Origin of the sequence: Chryseobacterium sp. IT-36CA2, assembly GCF_949767875.1 — a bacterium.
Classification (GTDB): Bacteria; Bacteroidota; Bacteroidia; order Flavobacteriales; family Weeksellaceae; genus Chryseobacterium.
Genome location: NZ_CATKPG010000011.1, coordinates 1077921 through 1103374, shown reverse-complemented (window position 1 = coordinate 1103374; position 25454 = coordinate 1077921). Strand labels below are relative to the sequence as shown.

27 protein-coding genes are annotated in these 25454 nt (G+C 34.9%); 15 read left to right on the top strand and 12 right to left on the bottom strand.

The window, feature by feature from the left end:
• Window positions 1-14: 14 nt before the first annotated feature.
• The 3 genes from ACM6F9_RS05810 to ACM6F9_RS05800 are packed head-to-tail and all read left to right on the top strand — an operon-like array spanning window position 15 to window position 2388.
• Entirely contained in the window at window positions 15-1601 is a 1587-nt protein-coding gene (locus tag ACM6F9_RS05810; RefSeq protein ID WP_414844814.1) for a patatin-like phospholipase family protein, read from the top strand.
• Window positions 1602-1647: 46 nt separating this feature from the next.
• Complete coding sequence (locus ACM6F9_RS05805) at window positions 1648-2148, top strand: DUF2199 domain-containing protein (RefSeq protein ID WP_414844813.1); 501 nt, start codon at window positions 1648-1650, stop codon at window positions 2146-2148.
• Complete coding sequence (locus ACM6F9_RS05800) at window positions 2149-2388, top strand: hypothetical protein (protein ID WP_414844812.1); 240 nt, start codon at window positions 2149-2151, stop codon at window positions 2386-2388.
• A 24-nt stretch (window positions 2389-2412) separates the two neighbouring features.
• On the opposite strand, the gene ACM6F9_RS05795 is transcribed toward ACM6F9_RS05800, so the two are convergent.
• Complete coding sequence (locus tag ACM6F9_RS05795; RefSeq protein WP_414844811.1) at window positions 2413-2943, bottom strand: NAD(P)H-dependent oxidoreductase; 531 nt, start codon at window positions 2941-2943, stop codon at window positions 2413-2415.
• A gap of 91 nt (window positions 2944-3034) precedes the next feature.
• Here ACM6F9_RS05795 and ACM6F9_RS05790 point away from each other — a divergent pair, with 91 nt between their 5' ends.
• Together ACM6F9_RS05790 and ACM6F9_RS05785 are read left to right on the top strand one after the other, a co-directional pair.
• Complete coding sequence (locus ACM6F9_RS05790; protein WP_414844810.1) at window positions 3035-3415, top strand: winged helix-turn-helix transcriptional regulator; 381 nt, start codon at window positions 3035-3037, stop codon at window positions 3413-3415.
• Window positions 3416-3484: 69 nt separating this feature from the next.
• Window positions 3485-3994: a hypothetical protein gene (locus tag ACM6F9_RS05785; protein ID WP_414844809.1), complete on the top strand. Its 510-nt coding sequence runs from the start codon at window positions 3485-3487 to the stop codon at window positions 3992-3994.
• Window positions 3995-4073: 79 nt separating this feature from the next.
• Here the strand turns inward: ACM6F9_RS05785 and ACM6F9_RS05780 are convergent, their stop codons facing one another.
• Window positions 4074-4634, bottom strand: coding sequence for a DNA-3-methyladenine glycosylase I (locus ACM6F9_RS05780; RefSeq protein WP_414844808.1), 561 nt, complete (start codon window positions 4632-4634; stop codon window positions 4074-4076).
• A 174-nt stretch (window positions 4635-4808) separates the two neighbouring features.
• On the opposite strand from ACM6F9_RS05780, the gene ACM6F9_RS05775 reads away from it, so the two are divergent.
• The 3 genes from ACM6F9_RS05775 to ACM6F9_RS05765 are packed head-to-tail and all read left to right on the top strand — an operon-like array spanning window position 4809 to window position 6660.
• Window positions 4809-5198 (top strand): alpha/beta fold hydrolase, encoded by a 390-nt coding sequence (locus tag ACM6F9_RS05775; RefSeq protein WP_414844807.1) that lies wholly within the window; start codon window positions 4809-4811, stop codon window positions 5196-5198.
• A gap of 38 nt (window positions 5199-5236) precedes the next feature.
• Window positions 5237-5593, top strand: a complete 357-nt coding sequence (locus ACM6F9_RS05770; protein WP_414844806.1) for a hypothetical protein — start codon at window positions 5237-5239, stop codon at window positions 5591-5593.
• A gap of 53 nt (window positions 5594-5646) precedes the next feature.
• On the top strand, window positions 5647-6660 hold the full coding sequence (locus ACM6F9_RS05765; RefSeq protein WP_414844805.1) for a TQO small subunit DoxD: 1014 nt from the start codon (window positions 5647-5649) through the stop codon (window positions 6658-6660).
• A gap of 88 nt (window positions 6661-6748) precedes the next feature.
• On the opposite strand, the gene ACM6F9_RS05760 is transcribed toward ACM6F9_RS05765, so the two are convergent.
• From ACM6F9_RS05760 to ACM6F9_RS05735, 6 genes are all read right to left on the bottom strand, one after another.
• Window positions 6749-7345, bottom strand: coding sequence for a hypothetical protein (locus ACM6F9_RS05760; protein ID WP_414844804.1), 597 nt, complete (start codon window positions 7343-7345; stop codon window positions 6749-6751).
• Window positions 7346-7736: 391 nt separating this feature from the next.
• Entirely contained in the window at window positions 7737-9314 is a 1578-nt protein-coding gene (locus tag ACM6F9_RS05755) for a DHA2 family efflux MFS transporter permease subunit (protein ID WP_414844803.1), read from the bottom strand.
• Window positions 9315-9454: 140 nt separating this feature from the next.
• The gene (locus tag ACM6F9_RS05750; RefSeq protein ID WP_105703321.1) at window positions 9455-10558 is read right to left on the bottom strand and encodes an HlyD family secretion protein; all 1104 of its coding nucleotides are present in this window, start codon (window positions 10556-10558) and stop codon (window positions 9455-9457) included.
• Window positions 10559-10574: 16 nt separating this feature from the next.
• A complete protein-coding gene (locus ACM6F9_RS05745; protein WP_414844802.1) occupies window positions 10575-11891 on the bottom strand; it encodes a TolC family protein in 1317 nt (438 codons plus the stop codon).
• A complete protein-coding gene (locus tag ACM6F9_RS05740; protein WP_228458619.1) occupies window positions 11875-12501 on the bottom strand; it encodes a TetR/AcrR family transcriptional regulator in 627 nt (208 codons plus the stop codon). Before ACM6F9_RS05740 ends, ACM6F9_RS05745 begins: the two co-directional genes overlap by 17 nt.
• Before the next feature lie 331 nt (window positions 12502-12832).
• Window positions 12833-13951 (bottom strand): ATP-binding protein, encoded by a 1119-nt coding sequence (locus tag ACM6F9_RS05735; RefSeq protein ID WP_414844801.1) that lies wholly within the window; start codon window positions 13949-13951, stop codon window positions 12833-12835.
• Between the two features lie 415 nt (window positions 13952-14366).
• Between ACM6F9_RS05735 and mdlD the strand changes: the two genes are divergently transcribed.
• From mdlD to ACM6F9_RS05715, 4 genes are all read left to right on the top strand, one after another.
• Window positions 14367-15686 (top strand): NAD(P)-dependent benzaldehyde dehydrogenase MdlD, encoded by a 1320-nt coding sequence (mdlD, locus tag ACM6F9_RS05730; protein ID WP_414844800.1) that lies wholly within the window; start codon window positions 14367-14369, stop codon window positions 15684-15686.
• A gap of 196 nt (window positions 15687-15882) precedes the next feature.
• On the top strand, window positions 15883-17196 hold the full coding sequence (locus ACM6F9_RS05725) for a hypothetical protein (protein ID WP_414844799.1): 1314 nt from the start codon (window positions 15883-15885) through the stop codon (window positions 17194-17196).
• A 1-nt stretch (window position 17197) separates the two neighbouring features.
• Window positions 17198-17788, top strand: a complete 591-nt coding sequence (gene lptC, locus ACM6F9_RS05720; protein ID WP_089690214.1) for an LPS export ABC transporter periplasmic protein LptC — start codon at window positions 17198-17200, stop codon at window positions 17786-17788.
• A 10-nt stretch (window positions 17789-17798) separates the two neighbouring features.
• Window positions 17799-18842, top strand: a complete 1044-nt coding sequence (locus ACM6F9_RS05715) for an anhydro-N-acetylmuramic acid kinase (RefSeq protein ID WP_414844798.1) — start codon at window positions 17799-17801, stop codon at window positions 18840-18842.
• Window positions 18843-18996: 154 nt separating this feature from the next.
• Here the strand turns inward: ACM6F9_RS05715 and ACM6F9_RS05710 are convergent, their stop codons facing one another.
• Together ACM6F9_RS05710 and ACM6F9_RS05705 are read right to left on the bottom strand one after the other, a co-directional pair.
• Complete coding sequence (locus ACM6F9_RS05710) at window positions 18997-20274, bottom strand: hypothetical protein (RefSeq protein ID WP_414844797.1); 1278 nt, start codon at window positions 20272-20274, stop codon at window positions 18997-18999.
• Between the two features lie 9 nt (window positions 20275-20283).
• A complete protein-coding gene (locus ACM6F9_RS05705) occupies window positions 20284-20847 on the bottom strand; it encodes a hypothetical protein (RefSeq protein WP_414844796.1) in 564 nt (187 codons plus the stop codon).
• Between the two features lie 244 nt (window positions 20848-21091).
• Between ACM6F9_RS05705 and ACM6F9_RS05700 the strand changes: the two genes are divergently transcribed.
• Both ACM6F9_RS05700 and ACM6F9_RS05695 read left to right on the top strand, forming a co-directional pair.
• Entirely contained in the window at window positions 21092-21994 is a 903-nt protein-coding gene (locus tag ACM6F9_RS05700; RefSeq protein WP_414844795.1) for a helix-turn-helix domain-containing protein, read from the top strand.
• Window positions 21995-22157: 163 nt separating this feature from the next.
• Window positions 22158-22403 (top strand): hypothetical protein, encoded by a 246-nt coding sequence (locus ACM6F9_RS05695; RefSeq protein ID WP_414844794.1) that lies wholly within the window; start codon window positions 22158-22160, stop codon window positions 22401-22403.
• 56 nt (window positions 22404-22459) lie between these two features.
• On the opposite strand, the gene ACM6F9_RS05690 is transcribed toward ACM6F9_RS05695, so the two are convergent.
• Complete coding sequence (locus ACM6F9_RS05690) at window positions 22460-22849, bottom strand: orotate phosphoribosyltransferase (RefSeq protein ID WP_105703311.1); 390 nt, start codon at window positions 22847-22849, stop codon at window positions 22460-22462.
• 499 nt (window positions 22850-23348) lie between these two features.
• Here ACM6F9_RS05690 and ACM6F9_RS05685 point away from each other — a divergent pair, with 499 nt between their 5' ends.
• Window positions 23349-23960, top strand: a complete 612-nt coding sequence (locus ACM6F9_RS05685) for an NUDIX hydrolase (RefSeq protein ID WP_414844793.1) — start codon at window positions 23349-23351, stop codon at window positions 23958-23960.
• Window positions 23961-24031: 71 nt separating this feature from the next.
• Here ACM6F9_RS05685 and ACM6F9_RS05680 read toward each other — a convergent pair whose 3' ends face one another.
• Window positions 24032-25303, bottom strand: coding sequence for a UDP-N-acetylmuramoyl-tripeptide--D-alanyl-D-alanine ligase (locus ACM6F9_RS05680; RefSeq protein WP_414844792.1), 1272 nt, complete (start codon window positions 25301-25303; stop codon window positions 24032-24034).
• Between the last annotated feature and the right edge of the window lie 151 nt (window positions 25304-25454).

The following is a 25454-nucleotide window of genomic DNA, read 5'->3' as shown; positions in this document are numbered from 1 at the left end:
CAAAATACAATACCATGACCACTGAGAACCTCAACACAATTCTGGAAGATTCTTCTCTTTCACAGGCATCCAAAGATAAGCTGGTTGCCTTTCACGAGAATATATCTGCCAAAGAGTTCTCTGATCTTCTGGACCACAATGGAAATCAATATGTAGAATTTGTACAGGAAGGTGGCGGCGTTTGGGGAAGTGCATTGGTAGGCTATCTTTATGGGCTTGAAATATTTGGAATCCGTTTTCTGAAAGTTGCCGGGACAAGTGCCGGTGCGATTAATACCATGCTTATTGCGGCGTGTAAAACTAAAGAAGAAGCTAAAAGTGAACTTATCAAGAATATTCTTTTCAGCTGGGATTTTGCAGACTTTATAGATGGAAAGACATATGTAAAAACTACGCTTCATGCGATGCTTAACAATAAAGATTTCTTTAAAATCAATGCTGTTATTGCTGCAATTCTGTTTATTATCCTGATCAGCATTCCTTTTGCCACACCCTCATCTACGATACTGAATGCCAAGTTGATGTTTTTAATTCCTCTGGTTCCAGCTGTCATTCTCTTTTTCTGTATTCAAAAGCTGTACAATAATTTTAGAAAAGAAAACAGCGGACTGAATCCCGGGAACGTTTTTCAGAAAACCATGCAAAATGCACTAGAACGTTTTGGAATAAGCACAGTTGCTAATCTCAATGAAAAATTCATTCAAAAGGAAAAGGACCTCAACCTCAACTATCGGTATGGAAACGGACAGGAATATTATATGATGGCTTTGCAAAGCATCGAAAAGATTAAAATTAAAAACCAGGAACATATTGACCAGACCCGCTATAGAATTTTCTATGAAAGTGCTGTCAATAACGATTATTATAAAAACAATCCGTTTTACCTTCTTAAATCTGAATATGTAGTCATAACGACTGATATCAATGCTAAGATTAAGGTAGAACTTCCTACAATGGCTAATCTTTATTGGTCTGAGGAAGAGCTGAAACACATCAGCCCCGCCGAGTTTGTAAGAGCATCTATGGCGGTTCCTTTCTTCTTCGAACCTTTTCAGAAACAAATCAATAAAGATGATACTTCTGTAAAATATGCCTGGAGATACTGGATGAATACGAAGCCGGAAGATATTAATCCTGCAGGAGTTTTCATTGATGGAGGGAGTATTTCCAACTTCCCTATTGATTTGTTCCACGCAGATGAAGTTTTTTATCCGAGAATGCCCCTTTTTGGGGTACAGCTGACGAGTGATTCGGCAATCCTTTCTGAAAGAGGAAAAACCAGTGAAGAAATCCTCAAAACTCCTTTCAGCTATGCCGGAAATATCATCAGTACTTTGAAAGGTTTTAATGATAAAACATTTCTCACCAAACATACTTTCTATAAACTGTATAGTATACAGACTGTGAACTGTGGTAACAGCAGCTGGCTGAATTTCTTTATGAAAAATGAAGAAAAAGAAGAACTTTTCAACAGAGGTTTTCAGGCTGCACTTGATTTTCTCAACACATTCAACTGGGAAAAGTACAAATATGAAAGAATGCTGCTCACCATGAAGGAGAAAAAAATATTGAAGGAAGAAGATACGCCTACCGTGGGGTAAGGATTTTATCTTTTAAATTGGTCGACATTATAAATAAAACAATAGTATGAAATACATCTGCCAGTGCTGTGGAGAAGAGAAAGAAGACTGGCCTGCAATAGCCTATTCATATCCTTATTTTTATTCCTGCTTATCTGAAGAAGAATTAAAGAATGCTGAACTCAGTTCGGACCTTTGCGTTGTAAAAGAGGAAGAAGATACCCATAGATTTATCCGTACTGTTCTTGTACAGGAAGTCACAGATGATTGCAGAGATCTGGATTATGGAATCTGGGTATCATTGAGTGAAAAAAACTTCAATGAATACGTTGAAAATTATGACAATAAAGAATTCGAAGCGGAATATTTCGGATGGCTTGCTACTTACCTTCCAGATTATGAGTTTGAGGAAAGTGTTCCTACAACGGTGGTGGTAAATAATTCTATCGGACGGCCTTTCGTTTATCCCCATGAAAGCTATGAACATCCATTTGTACATGATTTTTATAATGGAATTTCAAAAGATGAAGCAGAGAAAAGAATTAATTGGGTTTTAAATAAAGAATAGATGAAGTCTGCTTACAAATATATTTTTTTTATTGGGTTATCAATAATTTTCCTCTCTATTATAATGTTTTTTATATCTGTAGGACTATTTACAGCAAGAGGAGATTATCCTAAAATTGTTATTAAACTAGGTGAAATTTCTTTTGCTTTATGGCTTCCTTTTTTAATAATGGGAATATTTTTAACCATAGTAGGAACAGTTGGTAAATTGAGAAAAAGTAAGCTGAACTCACAAAAATGAAAGTTCAACTTACTTTTCATATGATTATAAATTATCCAGAAACTCAAGATACATGGGAACACTTCTGTTGATCCATTCATCAGAAGGATCTCTTTCAATTCCATAGTAGACGAAAGGTTCCTTGTAATCTGCTTTTATATAATCAAAAGTCAGTTCGTAAGGTCTGAAAAGTTCGTTCATCGTGTATTTATATACTCCGGATGCAGTATAGGCTTCTTCATCTATGCCTGCCGTAACGGCCAGTGACATTTTCTTTCCAGCAAGCTTAAATCCACTGGTACTTCCATATGCCCAGCCATACAAAATCACCTCATCCAGCCATTGTTTCAAAAGTGGCGGACTGCTGAACCAGTAAAAAGGAAACTGAAATACGATTTTATCATAAGATTCCATCAGCTTCTGCTCCTGAGCTACATTGATTTTTCCATCCGGATAAGCCTCGTACAGTTGATGAACAGTATATTTTTCGGGGGATTTTTTTAATTCGGCAATCCATTTTTTATTAATGGCGGATTTTTCAATATCCGGGTGTGTAACAATTACTAAAGTCTTCATTATGTTTAAATTTCTAATACAAAATTACAACACGTAACTTACATTTCGTACATTAGCAACCTATTGTACGGTACTATAAAAAATGTAAGTAATGACTAAAATAAAGGAAACCTCAACCAATTTTGCTAATAAAAAAGCGCTTGCTGATGAATGTCCGGAAATCTATGCTTCCAATACTATCGGAGGACAATGGGCATTAGCGATCTGCTGTTACCTTATTAATGGAAAAATGCGATTTGGAGAACTTAGAAAGAAGCTCCAGAACATTACCGAACGTATGCTTACCCTTCAACTTCGCAGACTGGAAGAAGATAAAATAATTACCAGAACGGTATACGCAGAAGTACCACCGCGGGTAGAATACGAACTTACGGAAATAGGTTATAAACTGAAACCCATCATTCTGGAGTTTGAAAAATGGGGAAATGAGCATAAAGAACTGATGAAAAATAACAATATAGAGAAGATTTAAAATTTAAAAAATTCTACATTGTATTATTTTGTGTAAAAATAATTATCTTTAAATACACAAACCAATACTATGAAAAACCTAACCTCTTTATTATTGTTCCCTGTATTTGTCTTTTTAGGAATAAGTATACATGCCCAAAAAATTTCTGATGGCCAGACTATCGATGTAAACGGAATGGCTGTTACCTTCAATATCCTCAATAAAGAAAGTGTAGAATCCGGCGGAAAATCCTATGACCGATATAAAGTTTCTGCATCCATAAAAAATAATTCTGATAAAACATACAACATCAGATTATCTGCTTTTCCTCAAATTGTAAGCAATATAGGCCTTGTAGAGCTGGACTGTATTAATGCAACAGGAGCCAGACTGACATCTAAGAAGATAGAATTAAAAATGAAGGCACAAATGATTAATGTTACCTACTCTGCTTATGATAAGTCTGGAAAATTCATCACCAGTACGATTCCTGTAACCGGAAGTTATTATTTTGATCCAGGGGATACAATCAGTGATAATGCTATTTTCATTGTTCCGCAAGGTGAGAAACCTGATGTTTCTGTGAGAAGTATGAAGTAAATAATAAAGATTCCTACGGAATGACACAGTGTGTGCTTAATGTCAACACTTTTATTTGTCATTCCGTCGAAATCTCAGTTTATTTAGCTATTTTCTCCTTCCACAAAGGTTTTTGATCCAGTACTTTTGAGTGTATCGGACAGGTTTCATGATGAGCTCCTTTTAAATATCCGGTACTCATTAGAAATTCGTTGACAATTTCTCCACCCGTGAATTTGAATGTCTTTTTGAATAGCTTCATCCATTCCTGCAAAGTCATTGGATGATGATGTTCCAGCCATTTTTCAAATGATCCGAATTCTTTCTGCAGTTCAATAATGGTTTTCGCATTTTCTATCGCCGCATTCACTTTTAATTTATTCCTGATAATTCCCGGATCACTAAGCAATTTCTCACGGTCTTCTTCCGTATAAGTTGCTATTTTCTGAATGTCAAAATCATCATACGCTTTTCTGAAGCTGTCCTCTTTTTTCAAAACTGTTTCCCAGCTCAGTCCTGCCTGATTAATTTCCAGGATAAGTCTTCCAAACAATTCATTATCATCATGAATAGGAAATCCATAATAATTGTCATGGTAATTTTTGTGCAGTGCTTTTCTGCTTTCAGGCTGCATTCCTTCTATTGCTAAACAATAACTCATTACACTATATTTTCTGTTTTAGTTAAAACTTTCAAGGTATAAAAATAAACCGGAGCTGTGACAACTGTCCGTCAGTAGTGATTTTTAATTTTTAAATGTAATCATAATTCCCTTCATTTTATCTTCTTACGATCAGAGAATATTCAGTAGTTTAGAGAACTCAAAAACTGGATCATGAAATTTATGTTTTCTATTCTCTTCATTATAGGTTCAATATTCTTTAAAGCACAGAATTTGTATTCTAAAGCCTATGGAAATCCGAAAAACTCTCCTGTTATTTTCATTCATGGCGGACCAAGTGGAAACGCTACCCTATTTGAAGGAACTACGGCTCAAAAGCTTGCCGATAAAGGATTTTATGTGATTGTTTATGACAGGCGTGGTGAAGGACGTTCAAAAGATGGAAATGCCACCATGACATTCAAAGAAAGTTTTGAGAATTTAAAAAGTATTTACACAACTTACAACATCAAAAAGGCAAATATTCTTGCCAACTGTTCTCACTATTTATTTGTTGATCAGCAGAACGATTTTTTACAATTCATTAAGCTTTCATTGAAATAAAGTGTAGTTTTGTAATTATGCCTAATTCAAGAGCTCATATGAAAACCTATAAAGCCATCATCACGATGCTTATATTGGTGTTTTCATTGTCTCCGTGCTCTGTAAAAAGAAATATTCTTGATATTTTTGATATTCAGTACATCAGCGGTCTGAACAAGGTAAAAACGACCTCATCTCTTTCATTCAGTTGTGATGCGGCATCAGCTTCTTCAGGAATTTCGGTATCAAAAAATAAAGTTCAGAACCGATATAGAGATTCTTTTCCTGGCTTTTATTCAGGTACTGGAAACCCTGTTGAAGAAAATATTTCTTTCAATAAATATTCAGGACACTCTACGGGAAACAGCCCTCCGAAATATATTCTATTTAAAAGACTGAAGCTTAATCTGGTATAAACAATTTTAAGCCTTATTAAAAATCAGTTTTTTACAATACAATATTAATTTCAATGAAACATACTCTAAACAGCCAGTCATCGGACATGGCCGGATTATATACTTTATCCCTCAGCATGGTTATCGGATGGACTTATTTTTCAGCCTTCTGGCGAAGACTTATCCTCGAAAACAAATTTATTCCGGAAGAAAATGGATATATCGGAGAGAAATTCAATCATTTTTTACCCAATGCCCTAGGAATAAAACCTATTATTGAATATCTGGTTACCCATCCTGATGCTTTACATCAATCTATGATGATCTTTACCATTATTGAAGCGGTTGTCGGGTTATTCATTATTCTTGGATTATTTACCCGTTTGATGAGCATAGGAATTTTCAGTCTTGCTCTCGGAATTTTACTAGGTTCCGGCTGGCTGGGAACAACCTGCCTTGATGAATGGCAGATTGGGGTCTTAGGAGTCGCAGGTGGATTTGTACTGTTTCTTACAGGAAGCGGTCCTTATTCAATGGATTATTATTTCATAAAACATAACAGAAATTTCACTCAGAAAAGATGGTTTCAATGGCTGGGTTCAGGAAATTTTCCTATATCAAAGCCGAAAACTTTTGTACTTACAGGCTCATTAATCCTATTTGGGCTAACCCTTTTTACCAATCAATACTTCCATGGAGGAGTATGGGGAACACTCCATAATAAATCAGTAAAACCCAAACTGGAAATTTCAAATATTTCTCATTATAATTCAAAATTAAAATTTCAAGTGTACCGGACGGAAGGTGCTGATGTATACGGTTCTTTTCTTATAGGCATCCATATTTTGGACAAAGACGGAAAGATTTTAAAGGAATTTGATCATCAAGAACTCGCTGGAATTCCAAAAGAAAGTATACAAAATCATTATGTTGCTAAAATAAAACCTGGAAAACACAGTTTAGTAATTCCTTTAGGAGCAAAAGCTGATGTGACGTTGGATATTGATGATATACTTATGAAAAATGAAATTTACTCGCTAAAACTGATTGATGTAAGTGGCATTGAGTGGATAGAGAAGATTGAATAGGAGATTGAGATTCGAGGTTTTGGCTAAAGCCATTGGGTATTTATTCACAGAAAAGCGGACTAAAGTCCGCTTTTATTCATATTTGATGTTACTTTTCTGAGACAATGACATGATAACTGCAAGAGCTGTCCGGATCAAGTTTGAGTACTTTTATTTCAAGTAAAACATCCAGCCCCATAGTGTCGCAAACGCCTTGTATGAAAGGTTTGATGACTGGCCATTTCAGCAGACCTGCAATCTGTAGGCTCTGGGTAATTTTGTGGTAACGGTCTACTCCTTTAATCAGCAATTCGCATTTATAGTCATTTAATTCTTTAAAGTCAAAGTTATATTCGGGACTGGATGTAAAAACTGCTCCTATCAATATTTTTGCCACAGCCGGAATACCTGGCTGGAGACTAGGTTTTGCTTCAAGGTTCCTCAATGCCATTCTTGATCCAAGATCGTACATAAAAGTACTGGAAAGCTGTTCAATAGCTTCTGCTCCGTAAAGTTTTCCGATCTGTTTGAGCATTCCTCCATAGAAAGCTCCTGTAATGTCAGAGAGGCGCTGGGTAAGCTCTGTAAAAGTTCCGGGAAAGAAATCTGCAATAATCTGAGTCTGATTCATTTCTGGAAGATAGACATCATTTTTCCTGAAATCTGATAATGCCACGTAGGTTTCCGGCAGTTGAATTTGATTCATATGTAATAAGTTATTAGTGTGTTGAAATCATGATTTAGTTTAGTAATGAAGCTAAAGACAATGCTCTAAAGCGTTCATAAATTGAAAAATTACCTTTAGAAAAACAAACTAAAAGACAGTCATGTAAATTGATCTTAATGACCGAATCTCACATAAGAATTTTGTTCAATATTCTGGTAAAACCTGTTTGAAAAGGCTTTGGAAAGATGAGGGAATCTATTCATATTTTTTCATTTGGTATTGTAAAGCTAGAAAAAATAAATAAACTCTCCAATAAGTGATATTATTTTTTATTTAACAAAATAAAAACTGAAAGGTATTGTCTTCTATTATTTTATGACAGAAATAACAAAAAAAACCTTCGAGAATTTCGAAGGTTTTATATTAAAATTTAGTGCATGGCTTCACTCAAATCTATTTTTTCTTTGCTCTTTCTTTCTTTTACGAGTAAGATAAACGGAATACATATCAGGAATACGATTCCGAGATAAAGAAATACATCCATATAAGATAAAACCGTTGCCTGTTTGGTTACTGACATATCGAGCATTTTATAAGCTGCATTCATTGCTGCATCAGGTGTCATTCCTTTTGCTACAAAACTTGCTTTAAGAGCTGCGAGCCTTTGCTGAACTTCAAAACTGTTTTCGTCCAGGTGGGAAATCAGATTATTCCTGTATTTCTGGCCTGCATTAGCAATAAAGGTTGTAATGGCTGCAATCCCGAAAGATCCTCCCAACTGTCTCATCATCCCTGTAAAGGCTGCTCCCTGACCAATCTCCTGCCCTTTCAAAGTACTTAATGACAAAGAGGTGATTGGAATAAACAATAGTCCTAAACCTGCTCCTCTTACAATCAGCATCCAGAAAAAGGCATCTTTGCTGGTATCCGGGGTCAGAATTTTATATCCCCAGAAACTATAAACAAAGAAGATGAATAGTCCTAATGAAACCAGAATCTGTTGTTTTGCTCCTTTTGCCAGCAGTCTACCAATAATAGGCATCATAAAGGCCGTTGTCAATGCAGCCGGAATCATCAATGCTCCTGACTGAAGTGCCGTCCAGCCCAAAATACTCTGGGTATACAAAGGAACAATGAACGTGGAACCATACAATCCAAATCCAAGGACAAATGACATCATGGTTCCGATTCTTAGATTACTATTTTTAAGTACCCTGAGCTCAACGATCGGATATTTAAAAGTAAGTTCCCTCCAAAGGAATAATATAAATCCTAAAATAGCAGCTACTGTAAACGCTACAATCATTCCGCTGGCAAACCAGTCTTCTTCATGACCTCTCTCCAAAATGAATTGTAATGAACCTACTGTTACTGCCAGTAATCCAATTCCAATCCAGTCGACATCGGAAACTTTACGTTTCTCTGCATATTTCGGACTTCTTACAAACTGCAGCGTCATCAAGGTTGCTGCAATCCCAATCGGAATATTAATATAGAAAATATAGGGCCAGCTGAAATTATCAACGATATACCCTCCAAGAGGCGGACCTAAGGTAGGACCGATAATTACTCCCAGACCATAAATAGCCTGCGCCATACTTCTTTTTTCAATCGGATAAGATTCCGTAATGATCGTTTGTGAAGTTACCAATAAGGCTCCCCCACCGATTCCCTGCATCAATCTGAAGAACACGAGTTCCCAGATATTGGTCGCATTTCCACATAAAAATGAAAATATGGTAAATATAATGATGGATGCTGCAAAGTAATTTCTACGCCCAAACTGCTGGGAAAGCCAGCTCGTCATTGGTACTATAATTACGTTACCAATGGCATAAGCTGTAATTACCCATCCCACTTCTGAAAGTGTAGATCCAAGATTCCCCTTCATTTCATTCAAGGCAACATTGACAATCGTGGAGTCTACAATTTCAAGAAGGGCACAAAGGATAGCAGTAATCGTAATGATCACTCTACGCGCTCCATATTCTACTAATGAATCTTGCATAAGTTTTTTTCGATGTAAAAAGTCAACAGTGAATTTTGCTTCGCAAGTGAATAGTGAATTTTAAAGCTTTCGTTTTAATTGTCAGCAAAGCTGATTCACTATTGATAACGAAGTTCATTGACTTTTAACAGTTTTAAATGTTATTTCAAAGCAACCTCAGCCTTCACGTTCATTCCTGTTCTCAATCTTTTTGAAATATTTTTGTCAAGATTTACAAAATCGATTTTTATAGGAAGTCTCTGAACTACTTTTACGAAGTTACCACTCGCATTATCCGGAGGAAGAATAGAGAAAGTAGCTCCTGTAGCCGGAGAGAATGAGCTTACCACTCCTTCAAATTCCTGATCAGGAAAAGCATCAATCTCAATTTTCACTTTTTGTCCTTCTACCATTTTATCTACCTGCGTTTCCTTAAAGTTGGCCACAACCCATTTCTGATCGTTTTTAACCAAAGCAAACAACTGCGATCCTGCCTGCAGATACTGACCTGCCTGTGTAGACACTTTCCCTACATGTCCGTCTTCAGGGGCAAGGATTACGGTATATGATAAGTTTAATTTTGCGTTTTCTACATCTACTTCTCTTTGTTTAGCAACAGATCCTGCAACACTGATTTGTTGTGAACTTGCAGCTGTCTGAGAAGAAGCAATGTGTGTTTGCTGAGCAATTTGATTTCTCTGATCCACTAAAACCTGTAACTGTCTGTCTGCAGATTGTTTTGCTGCTAAAGCCTGCTCGTACTGCTGTTCTGTAATAGAGTGATCTTTTACAAGATTAGCATATCTCTTTAAATCCTGAGAAGTTTTCCAAACATTTACTTTTGCTGCTTCTATCTGAGCATTAGCCGTAACTACTGCTGCTTCTGAAGAACCTATATTTTTTGAAGTAGCCGTTGTAGTAGCTTCTGCATTGGAGATATTACTTCTAGCGGTAGATAATGCAGCCTGAGCTTGTTCAAGAGCCATTTTCTGATCTCTGTTATCCAAAATCACCAAAGTGTCTCCTTTCTTTACAAACTGGTTGTCTTTTACTTTTACCTGAGCTACGTATCCTGAGATTTTAGAAATTACCGGTGCCATATTGGAAGCAATCTGAGCATCGTCAGTCTCTTCATGATACTGTCCGTAAGTAAAGGCTCTGTAACCATAGATACCTCCTCCGATTACTACTGCCGCTAAAATGATAGGAAAAACTAAACTTTTTTTCTTTTTAGGTTCAGCTGCCTGTGTATTATTATTTTCCATTTTGGTTTCGATCTGATTATTTAATTGTTAAAGTTCCTGTTGTCTGTAATAGTTTTCTGTATGCCAGTGCAGCATCTGCCTTAGCATTGATCACACCTACGTTTGCTGCGATCTGGGCTGCATCTGCATCCAGTAATTCTGTCATGGTTGCAAGCCCGTTGTCGTATTTATTTTTTGTAATTCTGTAATTTTCATTCGCCTGCTCTGCAGATTTTTCGAAAACAGCGATTCTCTTTTTTGAGTAATCTGTGTTCTGGTATTCTCTGTTTACGTCAAGCTTAATGTTATCATTCAATAATTCATCCGTAGCAGCAAGCTGTTTTTCTCTTGCCTGAGATTGTCTCAGTGAAGAATTTTCTTTCCACAGGTTGGATAAGTTATAAGAAACTCCAATCCCTACATTGACAGCATTGTATACGGTAAGAAACTTAGGAATATCTGCCGCTACATATCCTCCGGTAAATGCAATGGAAGGAAGATTATCAGCTTTTGCCGATTTTGATCCCAGTTCTGCGGCTTTTCTCTGTTGAGCCAAAGCCTGTAAATCTTTACGGTTTTCTCTAGCCTCAGTAACATAAAAATCAACAAGTTTTACATCTGTTCCTTCTTCAATGTAATTTTCATCTACTGAAAGCTCTGTAGTTTCTGGAAGTCCAAGCAATAAATCCATATTGATATTGGCAATATTGTAATTGTTCTTAGCTTCCAATAGTTGAAGTTCAATATTTGAAGTCTGAAGATTGGCCTTTAATCTGTCATTTCTTGCAATCAAACCATTATTTTCCATTTTAAGGAAAGTTTCATCTCTTTTTTGAGAAGCAGTAAGATTCTCTTCAAAAACTTTGATAGACTGGTTGGCTTTGAATAAGTTATTATAAGCCTGAGCAACATTATAAGCAATAGCAATTTTATCATTCTCAGTGCTTAACTTAGAAGCTTCTACCAGATATTTCGCTGATTGAATACCATATTTGATTTTTCCTCCGCTGTAAATCGGAACACTAAGATTAGCAGAACCATAAAGTACCTGATGTACTTCTGGACCTCCTGCCCCACCCGAAAGACCCGGAAGTTTGATATCAACATTTGGTTTTATAGGAAGATACATATAGCTACCTGATATTTTCAGTTCCGGTAACTGTCTGTTTTTAGCTTCCAAAAGATCAGCTGTAGCCTCTTCGATCTTGGCTGCATCGATCTTGAGATTCTTGCTGTTCTGGATTCCCAGCTGCACAGCTTCGTCAAGAGAAAGTGTTTTTTTCTCCTGAGCATTTGCATTTGCTATTCCTACGAATAGTGATAATGCAATCACTGAGTTATTTATTCTCTTCATAACCTAAAAGGTCTTTTAGTAAATATTTAATGTGTTTATTAAGTTCTGTATAGTATCTTTCATCAAAAGCTTCCTCATCTTCTGTTTCCTTCAGGAACTCTTTATACATTTCTTTCGCATTGAATGCATAAAATAAAGTTCCGCTTACCGTGGAATGAAGCAGATAAATAGGTGGGTTTTTGGTGAAAATTCCATTTTTAAGACCGCTTTCCAATATTTGTGAATACATAGAAAGGAACCCCATTTTAATTTGCTTCAAAAATTCTACAATCTGAGGATTCTGAGTATGCAGCTGCTCTCTCTGCATAATCCTGTAAAAGCATTTTTGAGTCCTGATCTTATTAGAAAACTGATCAATTACTTTTTCAATCTTCTGCCATTCATTGATATCTGTTCTTCCCAAAAGATCTTTTGAAAAAAACTGACCTTCATTCATTCTGTATTCCACTAATTTCTCATAAAGTTTTTCCTTAGAGCCAAAATAATATGAGATCATAGAGATATTTACATTAGCCTCCTTTGCAATTTCCCGGGTGGAAGTTCCTTCGAATCCCTTTTCGGCAAAAAGCTTCTCGGCAGCGAATATTATATTTTCTTCTTTTGAAATCATGTTAGTGTTCATTTTTCAGGGCGCAAATGTACACAAGTTTTAATTCAAATCAAACGATTGATTGATTTTTTAATATAGATTTAATTTATCGTAAAGAAAAGACGTTTTCTATAATGGATGCTGAAACCGCAGGAAAGGCAATTTTTAATAAAATAAACCTTAATAAAAGTTCATATTCATTTAATATTTGGGAAAAACTTCTACAACGAAATTTTAGTTTTAGATCGGCTTAAGATTAAAGCATACATAAAAAAAGAGCAAAAGTAAACACAATATGATAACCTGCTGATGATAAAAAAACAAAAACTCCGGCTGTAACCGGAGTTTTATTTTATGTGCTTTTGTGAATATATCTTGATAATTTTATTCCCAGATCAGTCCAGACAATTTTAGGATTTCCGTTTCTGGTCAGATGCAGATCTGCGGCGTTGATTTCTTCTAAAATACTTTCAATATTGGCTCCGCTGATAAATTTGGAAAATCCGGCCCAATTGAAACCGTTAGCATCTATTTTTTTATACACAAGATTTTCGGACTGATAGTTCTGAAGGAGCGCCAGCCTGAAAATTTCAGAGCAGTAGTTCAGGAAGTTTTTCTGTTTTTCTCTGTTCCAGCCTGCGATTTCTCTTGCCCAAACAATAATGCTTCTGAGATATTCCGGTTTCTTTTTCACCATAAAAGCATCTCTCACCCACTGTACAAAAAGCTTTTCAAATTCATTGCTTTTGTCACCGGAATTCAACAGTTTTACAGCCTCATTAAGGTCTCCCTGCGCTTCATGAATAATCTCCCTCACCTTTTCTTCTGAAACAGAAAAGTTCTTCTTGAGATGATTTTCAATATCTTCATCCTCTATTCTTGGGATCTCTACAATCTGCGCTCTGGAAAGGATGGTAGGAAGAATATCATTGGTGCTTTCTGCCGTAAGAAGTATAATGGTTTTGGCCGGTGGTTCTTCTAAAAATTTTAAAAATTTATTAGATGCCGCAATATTCATTTTGTCTGCTCTCCAGACAATCAAAATTTTGGTTCCACCTTCGTAACTTTTCAAAGAAAATTTCTGATTCTGGTCGTCAATTTCGTCTGCAGAAATAAATAGCTGTTTATTTTCTGATTCTAAAAAAGCCGTCCAATCATCATAACTTGCATAGGGTGAAGCCAGGATCATTTCTCTGAACTCGTCAAACTTATTTTTGCTTAAAGAGTTTCTGTTATCTGTAAAAACAGGGAAACTGAAATGCAGATCCAGGTGATTGAGATGTTCTACTTTCGCCGCAGCGTGTTCGTTTTCCCGACTTAGGATTTCTCTGGCATATGCTAAAACCATAGGCAGTGTTCCATATCCCTCTTTTCCTACAAAAAGCTGGGCATGGCTCACTCTGTTTTCGGCAATGCTTTCTCTAAGAAGTTTTTTCAGATTTGTCTGTCCGGCGATGTTCTCCCAATTCATGTTTCAAAGATAAAAAATCTTATTTCATTTCATAAAATTAAGTCGGCTTAAAATGGATAAAATATAGGTCATGTATTTTGAAGTTGTTTATATTTATAAAATATCGGATGTAATTAAAACCATTAATAAGGATTGAAGAAATAAAGAATAACTAAGATAAATCATTCTTATTTTAAGCTTAAAGCGAAGCTTATCTTCTTATTCTTAACACCCTCAACAATCTTAATGGTTCAAAATAAAAGTTTAAAAGTAAATGCATATCTATATATTATAGGAAATATCAATAATAGGATTAGAATAAAATATAAAATTAAATTTTGCGCAATTTAATTTTATACAATAAATTTACACCGTGAAATTATTTGTAAATTGATTAGCATTTCACACCAATTTCAAATATTAAAATTGTAAACCAATGGATAAAGACCTGGAACAAAAAATCAAAGGCATATTTCAACAGCAGAAAGCCTTTTTCAAAACCAATCAGACTAAAGATATTGAATTCAGAAAAGCACAGCTAAGGAAATTCCGGGACGTTTTTTTACAACATACGGATGCACTTTGTGAAGCTTTGGCTACCGATTTGGGGAAAAGCAGAAAAGAAGCGGAATATGTGGAAATTCAAATTGTGATCAGCGAACTTGATGATATGCTTGAAAATATCGATGAATGGGCAAAACTAACTTCTGTCCCTTCAAAACCTCATCCATCAGGAGCTGAAGTTGAAAGCAAAATAACGTATCAGCCTTATGGAGTTACTTATATTATAGGGCCTTTCAACTACCCTGTTCAATTGACATTCAGTCCGCTTATCGGAGCTTTAATTTCCGGAAATACAGCCATCATAAAACCTTCTGAAAATACACCACATGTTGCTCAGGTTCTTGAAAATATTGTAAAAGAATCTTTTGATGAATCTTATGTATCTGTTATTCAGGGTGCAATTGAAGAAAACACCTTATTATTAAGCCTGCCTTTTGATTATATATTCTTTACAGGAAGCCCAAATGTTGGGAAAATTGTAATGAAAGCAGCCGCAGAACAGCTAATTCCTGTGACTCTTGAACTTGGAGGAAAATCTCCTACGATTGTTCATAAAGATGCTGATCTCGATAAAGCAGTAGCAAGAATCTCTTATGGAAAATGGATCAACTGTGGACAAACCTGCGTGGCTCCTGATTATATTTATATTCATGAATCAATAAAAGATGCTTTTATTGAAAAATTTAAGGCGAATCTGAATACCACTTATGAAGGAAATTCTTTGGGGAAAATCGGGAAAATTGTAAGCAAGAATCAGATCAAACATCTTGCAGGTTATCTGGAAGCAGCGCCGGAAAAGGTAATTTACGGAGGAAAATATGACCTTGAAACCCGTCATTTTGAAGCTACATTAATGGATCATATTACCTGGGATGATCAGGTAATGCAGCAGGAGATATTTGGTCCTATTCTTCCCATTATGACCTATAACGATATTGAAGAGGCTTTGGAAGAAATCAACAATCGTCCTAAACCTTTGGCATTATATGTTTTCACGGAAGATCAGAAGCTTGCAGATTATGTTTTAGACCACACTACAAGCGGAGATGCTGAGATCAACAGTGCTATTATTCATGTTGGTTCTCATTATTTACCTTTTGGAGGAGTAGGAACATCGGGAATGGGGAAATACCATGGCAAATTTAGTTTTGAATGCTTTAGCCACAGTCGCTCTGTTCTTCAGGTAAAATAATTACAGAAACTATACCCGTATAAACTTAAGACTGTTCATCATAGAACAGTCTTTTTTTTAAAACAGAATTGATATTTTTATGGGTGAATATTTGCATTTTTCTTGTAAAGAAAAGCCCTTAACAAACTTTAACCACATATAATTTTTACAATTCATTAATATTTAAGATATTTGCGCATTGTTTTAAAAATAAAGAATGAAAAAAATCTTTGTAGTATCATTCATATCAGTTGGATATTTTCTTAATGCACAGAGTCTAAGCAACTCTCCGTATGCAACTTATGGAATTGGGGATGTGAAATATGATAATACGATCGAGACTACTTCTATGGGAGGTATATCAACTGCTTTTATAAGTGATTTTACCAGTAGTTTCAATTTTGCCAACCCGGCAAACAACGCCAATTTTGAACTTACGAGTATCAGGCTGGAAGCTACCAATGAAAACAATTATTTCAAATCGAATTATAACGATATGAAATCTACAAAGCATTCTACGTATCTTTCAAGTATTTCATTGGCTTTTCCATTATCTCCTAAAGTAAAAATGGGAATCTCTTATCAGCCATACAGTTCTAAAAGCTACGATATCGTAACTGAACAACTTAATGCAGATAACACTCCTCTTTATAGAAATAACTTTAAAGGAAGTGGAACTTTGAACACTGCACAGGTAGCAGTTTCCTATAAAATCAACCAGGAACTTTCTGTGGGGGCAAGAGCTAACCTTTATTTTGGTGATCTTAGTGACCTTAACGAATTCCGTGCTTATAATGCTGCCACTGGCAGTTATGCTGGTGAATACGTGAACGGTTATCAGACTAAGAACAGAATCAGAAACTTTAATTTTACGCTTGGTACAAGCTACCAGACTTTAAATACACGTACTGACAAGAAATTTACAGTAGGGGCTACTGCTACTTTTGGTAACACCAGTAATATGACTACTGAGTACATCAACAGTACATACAGATATGCTGACGCTCAGGAAACCACTAAGGTGGACGGATCAGAAACCATCATAGATCAACAGAATACGAAGTCTAAGAACCTTCTTCCATTCCAGGCATCCGTAGGTGTTGGATATGGAAGCGAAAACCACTGGTTCTTCTCAGGACAGGTAGATTATAAAAAAGGAGAAGACATCTCTTATTTTGGTAAAACTTTTGACTTTCAGGATACATACAGGATTTCTGCCGGTGGATGGTACCTTCCTAACTATAACAACTTCAGAAGCTACTTCTCAAGGGTAATCTATAGATATGGAGCCTTCTATGAAAGAGGAAACCTTAAGCTGGAAGGAACAAGCATCAATAAGTTCGGTATTTCTGCCGGAGTAATGCTTCCATTCAAAAACAGTAGTATCACCAGAATGAGTGGTCTTGAAATAGGACTTGAAGTTGGGAAAAGAGGAACTCTTCAAAACAACCTGATCAACCAGAATTTTGTTAATCTGAAAATCGGCTTTAACTTTGCTGATAAGTGGTTCAGAAAGGCTCTTTATAACTAGAATGAATTTTTCAGAAAAAATATCATATAAAAATATAGCATGCCTTTTTAGTTGTGCTATATTTTTTATATTGACATCTTGTGAAGAGGATCTTACCAAAAGAAATGGCAGCCAAAGTAAAAACTTCCCTTCACAGATCATCAACAATGCTAATATTATACAGCGCGACTCCGGCTTTGTCACTTTAAAAGCAAAAGCACCCATCATTGAAAAGTACGAACTGATCGACAGCCCTTATGTAGTGGCCAGAAAAGGAATTGACATTGAGTTTTTTGATAAAAAGAAACCTAAAGTTCCTGGAAGAATTACTGCTAAGTATGCCCGTATTTTTGAATATAAAAAATTCTATGAAGCTAAAGGCGATGTAAGAATTAAAACCAATGAGGGGCAGAGATTTGCTATGCAGAGTATTTATTGGGATCAGAAAAAGAACAGAATCTATACTAAAGATACCGTATATGTCACCATGGAAGACGGCTCTACTCTGGTAGGAGCCAATGGAATGACTGCAAAAGATGATTTCTCAGAATATACGTTCTATAACAACTCAGGAGATTTTAGTTCAAAAAGAATTTCTGAGAATAAAAAATAATTCCAATATAATGAAAGCGCTGGCTATTGGACTCATGTCCGGGACAAGTCTGGACGGTTTGGATATCTGTCTTGCTGAATTTGAAAAACAGGACAAATGGACCTTTCAAATCCTGAAAGCCGAGACCCTTCCCTACTCTGAAGATTGGGAAAATAAGCTTAGAAACTCCATTCATCTTTCTGCTGAAGATTTACTGGAACTGCATTCTGAGTATGGCTTTTACCTGGGTCAGCAGGTTAGAGAATTCATTGATAAGAATAAGCTTGAAAATATTAGCCTTATTGCCTCCCATGGCCACACCGTTTTTCATCAGCCAAAGAAAAAATTCACCCTTCAAATCGGCGATGGCAGAGCTATCAAACTGGAAACCGGATTACCTGTCATCTATGATTTCAGAAGTCAGGATGTCCTGATGAAAGGAAACGGAGCCCCACTGGTTCCAATAGGTGATGAATTGCTTTTCCCCCAATACGATGCTTGTTTAAACCTTGGCGGTTTTTCCAATATTTCCATGAAGTCAGATGAAAAAAGAATTGCTTTTGATATCGCTCCGGTTAATATTGTTTTGAATTACTTAGCCAAAAAATTCCAAAAAAACTTTGATGAAAACGGAGAACTAGCTGAAAAGGGAAATATAAATGAAACTTTACTGGATCAACTTAATGCATTGGACTTCTATCAGCAGCCCCACCCCAAATCTTTGGGAATAGAATGGTGTAATGAACATATTTTTCCCGCTCTTGAAAATATAGAAACCCTGGATGCTCTTGCTACTTTTACAGAGCATACAGCTCAGCAGATCGCCAATATCATCAATGAGTATAATATAAAAGACATCCTTATTACCGGAGGAGGTGCTTACAACTCTTTTTTAATTAAAAAAATAAGAGCAAAAACAACATCTGAAGTCATTATTCCTGAAAAGGAAATAATCAATTATAAAGAAGCTCTCATCTTTGCTTTTATGGGTGTTCTGAGAATGAATAATGAGATCAATGTGCTTGCATCTGCAACTGGAAGTACCCATGATCACAGTTCAGGAATTTTGGTATAAATGATCTTCTTCCATCCTGCTATAAAAATAAGGAATCATTTTGTCGGGGAAATATTTACAATTGGCTGTATTGATAGTGAGAAGCTCATGATCATTTGGAACCTCAAGTACTCATTAAGAAATTTTGGGGTGACTATTCTATAATCTCATTTCTTTATTTTAAAAACATTGTATTCATTTGGTTAGAAATAATGCATTCCAAATAACATTTTAGTACCGAAACTGTTATTATATTACTATAAGCTGAAGTAGTTGCTGCATTCAATGTTGAAGTTACTTTCCTACGATAATAAGTAGTCTGGCTAATTCCTGACGGTACATCATAAGTTGCTGCATCAGCACCAGATATATTGGCAAAATTGATATTGTCAAAGGAAGATTCCCATTGGTAAGATAAATTCCCGGATCCCATCGCTGAGGATATCTCTACAAAAGCTGCAGGATTATTTATATCCCCTATACAAAAACTTTGATCTGAACCAATTTGTCCACCTAAGACATAATTTACCCTTAATATTGCTTCATCTGAAATACCACTAAACCGACAAGTTCCAAATTGGGACTGTGCTGTAAGTCTATATTTATTTAAGTCAATACTCCCAGGAGCATTATTAATTTGGAGATTCTCAGTATTTACTCCAGTGTAAACAGAATTATTCGATAAATTAATCCATCCATTTCCTATATTAACCTGCCACTGATAAGTAATACCGGAAGGAATCTCATTACCTGAAACAATGCTAGCCTGCATGTTTGTGCTTGCTCCTTCTAAAATTGTCTTATCAGAAGGCTGAAGATTAAAATTCAAATTTTGTAATCTGTAAAATTCTGAAAAAATATTATAAACTTTGATTTCTGAAAAAGTAAAACCAATTCCTGCCAGCTCCTTTGTTTCTATCTCAATTCTGTCCCATTGTGCCGGAGGTATAAATTTCACCAATTTTCGGGCTGCATTTCCTCCAAAATCAATGAAAAATTTTCCTCCAAGACTTTGTCGGCTAACAAAATTACTCCCATTATAAAATAACACATTGACATTATCAATAGTAGAATTAAAATTAAACCCCTGAGCTTCAATATCAATATAAATGGGTTTATTTGCTGAAAATTTGATCCCATCATTTCGGTATGCAGCCAAAAACATACGACAATTTATAGCCGCGCCTACCCCTATATATAACCTTCCATAGGAGTTGATATTAGTATCAACCATACGAGATGGATTTTCAGCTACTCTACCGATTCTTCCAAAACATATTCCAGGATTTAGAATTGTCCCGTCAGCTCCCTTGTCTGCTCCAAACTGGTTAACATTCAAAAGTCTGCCACAACCTATCGAAGGAAGTTCAAGGATAGCCTGGGCTTTTAGCCTTTCCAACAATAAGGATAAGACTAGGATTAAGTATAGGATCAATATCTTTTTTTTCATCATTTATTTAACTTATTTAATCACAAAAACAATATTTATATAAGAGCAGGCCCTTGCAGCAGCAGTAACTTGGTATGACATGATCCCATTGGTATTAATAGATACATTTGAAAAAACCGAAGGATCATAATCTGTTACATAATAATATAAATCTGTTGAAGATGTGAAGAAAGGAATTTGAACAGGAGCTCCACTACTTGCCACTTTTGGAGTAGAAAACTGATTTTTATATAGATTGTACAAATCAAGTGTTCCTGGCCCTGTTACTGATGTATTAATATTAATGGAGGGCATGTAAAAAAATTTTACAATATTTCCACTGATACAAATCCAATTAGGAGAAGTTGGTGTTCCTGTATTTTGGCTCAAACATTTTTTATTCACATCATATATCAATAATCCTGTTGCCGGCTGAGAGATTCCTGAGACATTGCCGATACGGGGAATCAAAGCTCCTTTATTCGCAGAAAAGATATCCAGTGCCGAACTAGGATCGGGTTTAGAAGTATTTATTCCTACTTGAGAATACACTAAACTGAAAAACAAATTTGTAAGAAGTAGTAATGCTTTTTTCATTATGTCATTGAATATAGTTGATTCATGTTTTTTGGCATGTTATAATTAAATCTTTATAACATGCCAAAATTAACAGCTAACAACAATACGGACGTTGTCAAAAATTCGCTACTAATTGTCAATTTGGTTATTCATTGAATCCTCAAATAAAAAATACAAAAAGTATGGAGGAATTTTAATGATACTTTGGTAACTTAGATTTGTCTTTAATAGCTAACTTTAAAGTTTAACGTTGCATTAAAATATGGTTCATCATGTTACTATAAAGGATATTACATCTGTTGTTGATCCTACTTGGAACTCCAATGAGTATTTTATTTCCAATGGTGAGCCCAGTTCTGAAATATATCCAGATAAAGTACGCACCAATTTTTATTTGCTGTTTCATATCGTACAAGGGTGGATGGATGTAAATATTAATGACGAATATACTATACGGGTTATGCCTGATATGATTCTGGCCATTTCTCCGGAGATGATTTATCAGGATATTGCATGTAGTGAATCCTATATTGCCCATGCCATATGTTTCACCAAAGATTTTCTGTTAAATAATATTGCCAGCATCTACACCCTGGATACATTTAGCTTTTTCTCTTATGGCATGAATCCTCTTATAAAACTTAAAAAAAGTCAACAGAAGAATATTGCTCAATTGTATGATATGATGAAAGTGAAGAGATACCATATGGGTTCATATACTCATTTAGATCTTATAAGAGCTCTTTTTTTCTCCTACCTTTATGAAACTTTAATTATCTATAAAGAAAATGACATAGAGGTTAGTACGAACCCCTTAAAAGTATCTGTTAAGCAAATGGATGTTTATATGAGATTTAAAAAAATGGTATCCGAACAAGCTTCACATGAAAAAGATATAAAGTTCTATGCCGACCGGCTTTCGGTTACACCTAAACACTTAACAAAACTGATAAAAAGTATTACGGGACAAAGTGCAAAAAAAATCATTAATGATACATTGATATTAATTTCCGGATATAAACTGAAAAATACAGATGCAAGTGTTTCCAAAATATCAGAAGAACTTAGTTTCAGTGATTCTCCATCTTTTTGTAAGTTTTTTAAAAAACAAACCGGATTAACTCCTCTAGAATATAGAAATACATATTCAGAAAGTTCAATATAAACAATTTTTAGCGAGTTCTGAACAATTCATTTGCTAAAAATAAACGCTAATTTTAATCAAATTATTAAGACTACTTAATAAAACATACTGAAGGTTACAATTATGTGTTTTAAACACATAACAATATCTATAATATTTTAATTAAATAATAGAAAGATAAGTTATGACACCATTAGATTATTCAGAAGAAACATACTCTGTTTATTTTGAAATATTTCCTACTGTTAAAGAGGATGTAAAAAAAATCATTGACAATTATATTGGAGAAGATCGTTTTATTGTAGAAAAAGAATATGGCTTAGTTTATAAGGTAGAAATCCAGTCAATTCCAGAAATTGTACGTGAGCTTACTACTAAAAATCATGCAATTTATGGAGTTATTCCTGATTACATTTTTCATAGAGAATAAGATTAATACCAGTAAGATTTTGTCACAAAAAAACCTTCAAATTGAAGGTTTTTTTATTATTTGTAAGCTTCGATTTTATCGGTAAGCGTATTGATAAAATTCTGTAGTGGTTTTTCAACCATCATTTTGATGAACGGGTTGAATTTCCCTTCGAATAACATCTGAACTTCAGTCTGGTTATCATTGATTGGGTTTAAAGTTGCCGTCAATGAGAAATCCAAGCTAGAGCTTGCAGATTTTAAAATAGCTTTGTGATCATCCACTTCGTCTATTTTTAAAGCAATTTCCGGCATTCCCTGTAATCCGAATTTAAATCCGTTATCTCTGGTTTCAAACTTCTGAAGACCATCCGGCATAAAATCCTTATAGTTTTCAGGGGATTTCAACAGCTCACTAAGTTCTTTAGATGATTTATTAACAATAATCTTTCGTCCTTCTAAATTCATTTCTTATTTTTTATAATTAAATTCTTAACTCTTACAAATGTATAAAGTTTTTGTGCATAAATACTTCAAACTGATACTCAATATTTTATTTATTACATAATTTTCTGATCATAAAATATCCAATCTAAAAAACGCTGAAGTAAATTTCCATTCGGAAATCTGATGAAAAACGGCACGCATACGTTTATGACCCTAGCAAAATTATAAAAAAAATCTACAAAGACACCCACTAAAAAATACTTTTGAAATATAACCTCAAAGCTGGAAATTCTTTTATAAAAAGATCTTCTTAGATTCATATTTAAAATAAATAAAGAGAAGATTTTTCCTTCTGACTCAGGAGTGAATAGATAAAATAAGCCTGCATTTAATGTTTAGTTTTTATGACAATTTTATATATTTGTGAGTGATTGTAGTAAAAAACAGTAAAAAAAACATTTTTCATTGTTTCGAAAAGCAACAAATCACTGATAATCAATTCTAAAATCTACTATATAAGATGTATAAAGTTTTTGTGAACGAAAAAAAATTATTAGTGTCTAAACATCCTGAAAATCTTGAAAAAGAACTTAGGTATGAAAGCTTCACAACTTTAGAAATAGCATTAGATCTTCTGGAGAATACTTCTGTGCAGGAACTTAATGTATATGGAGAGAATCTGGATGAGATCTGGCAGGAATTCCAAAAACTTTTCAGAATTATAGAAGCGGCAGGAGGACTTGTGAATAAACCTGATGGCAAAATTCTTTTTATCAAAAGACTAGGCAAATGGGATCTTCCCAAAGGCAAAATGGAGAAAGGAGAATCCAGAGAAGAGTCTGCTGTAAGGGAAATAGAAGAAGAAACTGGTCTAAGCGATGTAGAGCTCGTAACATTCATTAACACCACTTACCATATTTACGTTGAAAGAAATGGTGAGAAAATTTTAAAATGTACCCATTGGTTTGAAATGAACTTCGATGGTGAAGATACTTCCAAACCTCAAATAGAAGAAGGCATTACTGAAGTTGCCTGGAAAACGACATCTGAAATTGAGAATGAAGTTTTTCCGAGTACTTTCAAAAATATTAAACTGATCGTAAAAGAATTCTGGGAATTAAAGAGCTTATAATTGTAAAGGTCAGAAGCTGGAAGAAGGAGGCTGGAAGTTATTATTGTATAACTTTTAGCCTCCTTTTTTTATTACAAGAAGTCGATCAACTTCTCCAGAGCAATTCCTCTGGATCCTTTCAACAAGATGTTTTCGGACTGAATTTTATTTTGTTTTAAATATTCTATCAGCTCTGCTGTATTTTCAAAAGCAAGTTCTGAAGGATTAACTGCTTTGAAATGTTTTCCAACTGTAATAATCTCATTGAAATGAAGATTCTGAGCCTGTTTCAGGATGTTTTGATGCTCTTTCTCACTTTCATCACCCAATTCCAGCATATCTCCGATAATAATGGTTTTACTGCCTTCAAAACTGATAAAGTTATTCAATGAAGCGTTCATCGAGCTTGGGTTGGCATTGTACGTATCAAGAACCAAAGTTCTCCCCTTTTTTTTCACCACCTGAGATCTCATATTGGTGGGTGTATACAGTTCCAGAGCATGTTTTATTTTGTCAAAACTGATTCCGAAGTGAAGTCCAAAGCTTGTAGCTGCACAAAGATTTGTAAAGTTATATTCTCCTGTTAGTTTTGAAACAGCTTTCTCTCCCTGATACGTCAATCCTACAAAATGTTCTTCTGAAAAAGATTCAAAATTGTAATCTGAGGTAGCTTTTCCAAAAGTAATTTTAGGTGAATAGTTTTCAGTTTTCTCTATCTGAATAGGATCATTTTCATTAACAACAATAGTTCTATGATTATTTTTAAGATAAGCATAAAGTTCAGACTTTCCTTTAATCACTCCTTCAAAACCACCGAATCCTTCTAAATGAGCTTTTCCAAAATTAGTAATATAGCCGAAATCGGGCTGACAGATGGTACACAAAAATTCTATTTCTTTCTGATGATTGGCTCCCATCTCAATCACAGCTATTTCGTGTTCCGGCTTAATGGAAAGGATCGTCAAAGGAACTCCGATATGATTATTCAGATTCCCAAATGTATATTGAACATTAAATTTTTCTGAGAGAACAGCATGAATCAGTTCTTTTGTAGTAGTTTTTCCATTACTTCCTGTAAGTCCTATAAAAGGAATGGTAAGTTTACTCCTGTGATAAAGAGACAGCTGTTGCAAAAACTCAAGGGTGGACGGAACATAGAAAATATTTTTATCTCTGTTTTCAAATTCCTGGAGTTCAACAATCACTGCCAAAGCGCCATCATCAATGGCTTTTTCCGCTAAAGTAGCTGCATTGAAATTTTCACCGGAAAAGGCGAAGAAAATATCATTTTCTGCTATTTTTCTGCTATCAATGGTCACTTTTGCGGCCTGCAGAAATAAGGGATAAAACTGTTCTATATTCATTTGGAAATTATATATATATATATTTTTTAGAAGTTACATGCAATCACCAAATCCATACGGGTATTTTAGACTTTTTAGCCAAAGCGATTTCATAAGTCAAAAATAAAAAAACCTTCCGAAAGTTCGGAAGGTTTTTTATAAGTATTTTTTG

Excerpts from the sequence above, each read along its gene's own strand:
- ACM6F9_RS05715 (WP_414844798.1), top strand. The coding sequence starts at position 17,799 with ATGAAAGCGCTGGCTATTGGACTCATGTCCGGGACAAGTCTGGACGGT.
- ACM6F9_RS05760 (WP_414844804.1), bottom strand. The coding sequence starts at position 7,345 with ATGAATCAAATTCAACTGCCGGAAACCTACGTGGCATTATCAGATTTC.
- ACM6F9_RS05805 (WP_414844813.1), top strand. The coding sequence starts at position 1,648 with ATGAAATACATCTGCCAGTGCTGTGGAGAAGAGAAAGAAGACTGGCCT.
- ACM6F9_RS05695 (WP_414844794.1), top strand. The coding sequence starts at position 22,158 with ATGACACCATTAGATTATTCAGAAGAAACATACTCTGTTTATTTTGAA.
- ACM6F9_RS05790 (WP_414844810.1), top strand. The coding sequence starts at position 3,035 with ATGACTAAAATAAAGGAAACCTCAACCAATTTTGCTAATAAAAAAGCG.
- ACM6F9_RS05800 (WP_414844812.1), top strand. The coding sequence starts at position 2,149 with ATGAAGTCTGCTTACAAATATATTTTTTTTATTGGGTTATCAATAATT.
- ACM6F9_RS05710 (WP_414844797.1), bottom strand. The coding sequence starts at position 20,274 with ATGATGAAAAAAAAGATATTGATCCTATACTTAATCCTAGTCTTATCC.
- ACM6F9_RS05755 (WP_414844803.1), bottom strand. The coding sequence starts at position 9,314 with ATGCAAGATTCATTAGTAGAATATGGAGCGCGTAGAGTGATCATTACG.
- ACM6F9_RS05780 (WP_414844808.1), bottom strand. The coding sequence starts at position 4,634 with ATGAGTTATTGTTTAGCAATAGAAGGAATGCAGCCTGAAAGCAGAAAA.
- ACM6F9_RS05750 (WP_105703321.1), bottom strand. The coding sequence starts at position 10,558 with ATGGAAAATAATAATACACAGGCAGCTGAACCTAAAAAGAAAAAAAGT.
- ACM6F9_RS05810 (WP_414844814.1), top strand. The coding sequence starts at position 15 with ATGACCACTGAGAACCTCAACACAATTCTGGAAGATTCTTCTCTTTCA.
- ACM6F9_RS05745 (WP_414844802.1), bottom strand. The coding sequence starts at position 11,891 with ATGAAGAGAATAAATAACTCAGTGATTGCATTATCACTATTCGTAGGA.
- ACM6F9_RS05700 (WP_414844795.1), top strand. The coding sequence starts at position 21,092 with ATGGTTCATCATGTTACTATAAAGGATATTACATCTGTTGTTGATCCT.
- ACM6F9_RS05735 (WP_414844801.1), bottom strand. The coding sequence starts at position 13,951 with ATGAATTGGGAGAACATCGCCGGACAGACAAATCTGAAAAAACTTCTT.
- mdlD (WP_414844800.1), top strand. The coding sequence starts at position 14,367 with ATGGATAAAGACCTGGAACAAAAAATCAAAGGCATATTTCAACAGCAG.
- ACM6F9_RS05795 (WP_414844811.1), bottom strand. The coding sequence starts at position 2,943 with ATGAAGACTTTAGTAATTGTTACACACCCGGATATTGAAAAATCCGCC.
- ACM6F9_RS05685 (WP_414844793.1), top strand. The coding sequence starts at position 23,349 with ATGTATAAAGTTTTTGTGAACGAAAAAAAATTATTAGTGTCTAAACAT.
- ACM6F9_RS05705 (WP_414844796.1), bottom strand. The coding sequence starts at position 20,847 with ATGAAAAAAGCATTACTACTTCTTACAAATTTGTTTTTCAGTTTAGTG.
- ACM6F9_RS05785 (WP_414844809.1), top strand. The coding sequence starts at position 3,485 with ATGAAAAACCTAACCTCTTTATTATTGTTCCCTGTATTTGTCTTTTTA.
- ACM6F9_RS05775 (WP_414844807.1), top strand. The coding sequence starts at position 4,809 with ATGAAATTTATGTTTTCTATTCTCTTCATTATAGGTTCAATATTCTTT.
- ACM6F9_RS05680 (WP_414844792.1), bottom strand. The coding sequence starts at position 25,303 with ATGAATATAGAACAGTTTTATCCCTTATTTCTGCAGGCCGCAAAAGTG.
- ACM6F9_RS05770 (WP_414844806.1), top strand. The coding sequence starts at position 5,237 with ATGAAAACCTATAAAGCCATCATCACGATGCTTATATTGGTGTTTTCA.
- ACM6F9_RS05725 (WP_414844799.1), top strand. The coding sequence starts at position 15,883 with ATGAAAAAAATCTTTGTAGTATCATTCATATCAGTTGGATATTTTCTT.
- ACM6F9_RS05740 (WP_228458619.1), bottom strand. The coding sequence starts at position 12,501 with ATGATTTCAAAAGAAGAAAATATAATATTCGCTGCCGAGAAGCTTTTT.
- lptC (WP_089690214.1), top strand. The coding sequence starts at position 17,198 with ATGAATTTTTCAGAAAAAATATCATATAAAAATATAGCATGCCTTTTT.
- ACM6F9_RS05765 (WP_414844805.1), top strand. The coding sequence starts at position 5,647 with ATGAAACATACTCTAAACAGCCAGTCATCGGACATGGCCGGATTATAT.
- ACM6F9_RS05690 (WP_105703311.1), bottom strand. The coding sequence starts at position 22,849 with ATGAATTTAGAAGGACGAAAGATTATTGTTAATAAATCATCTAAAGAA.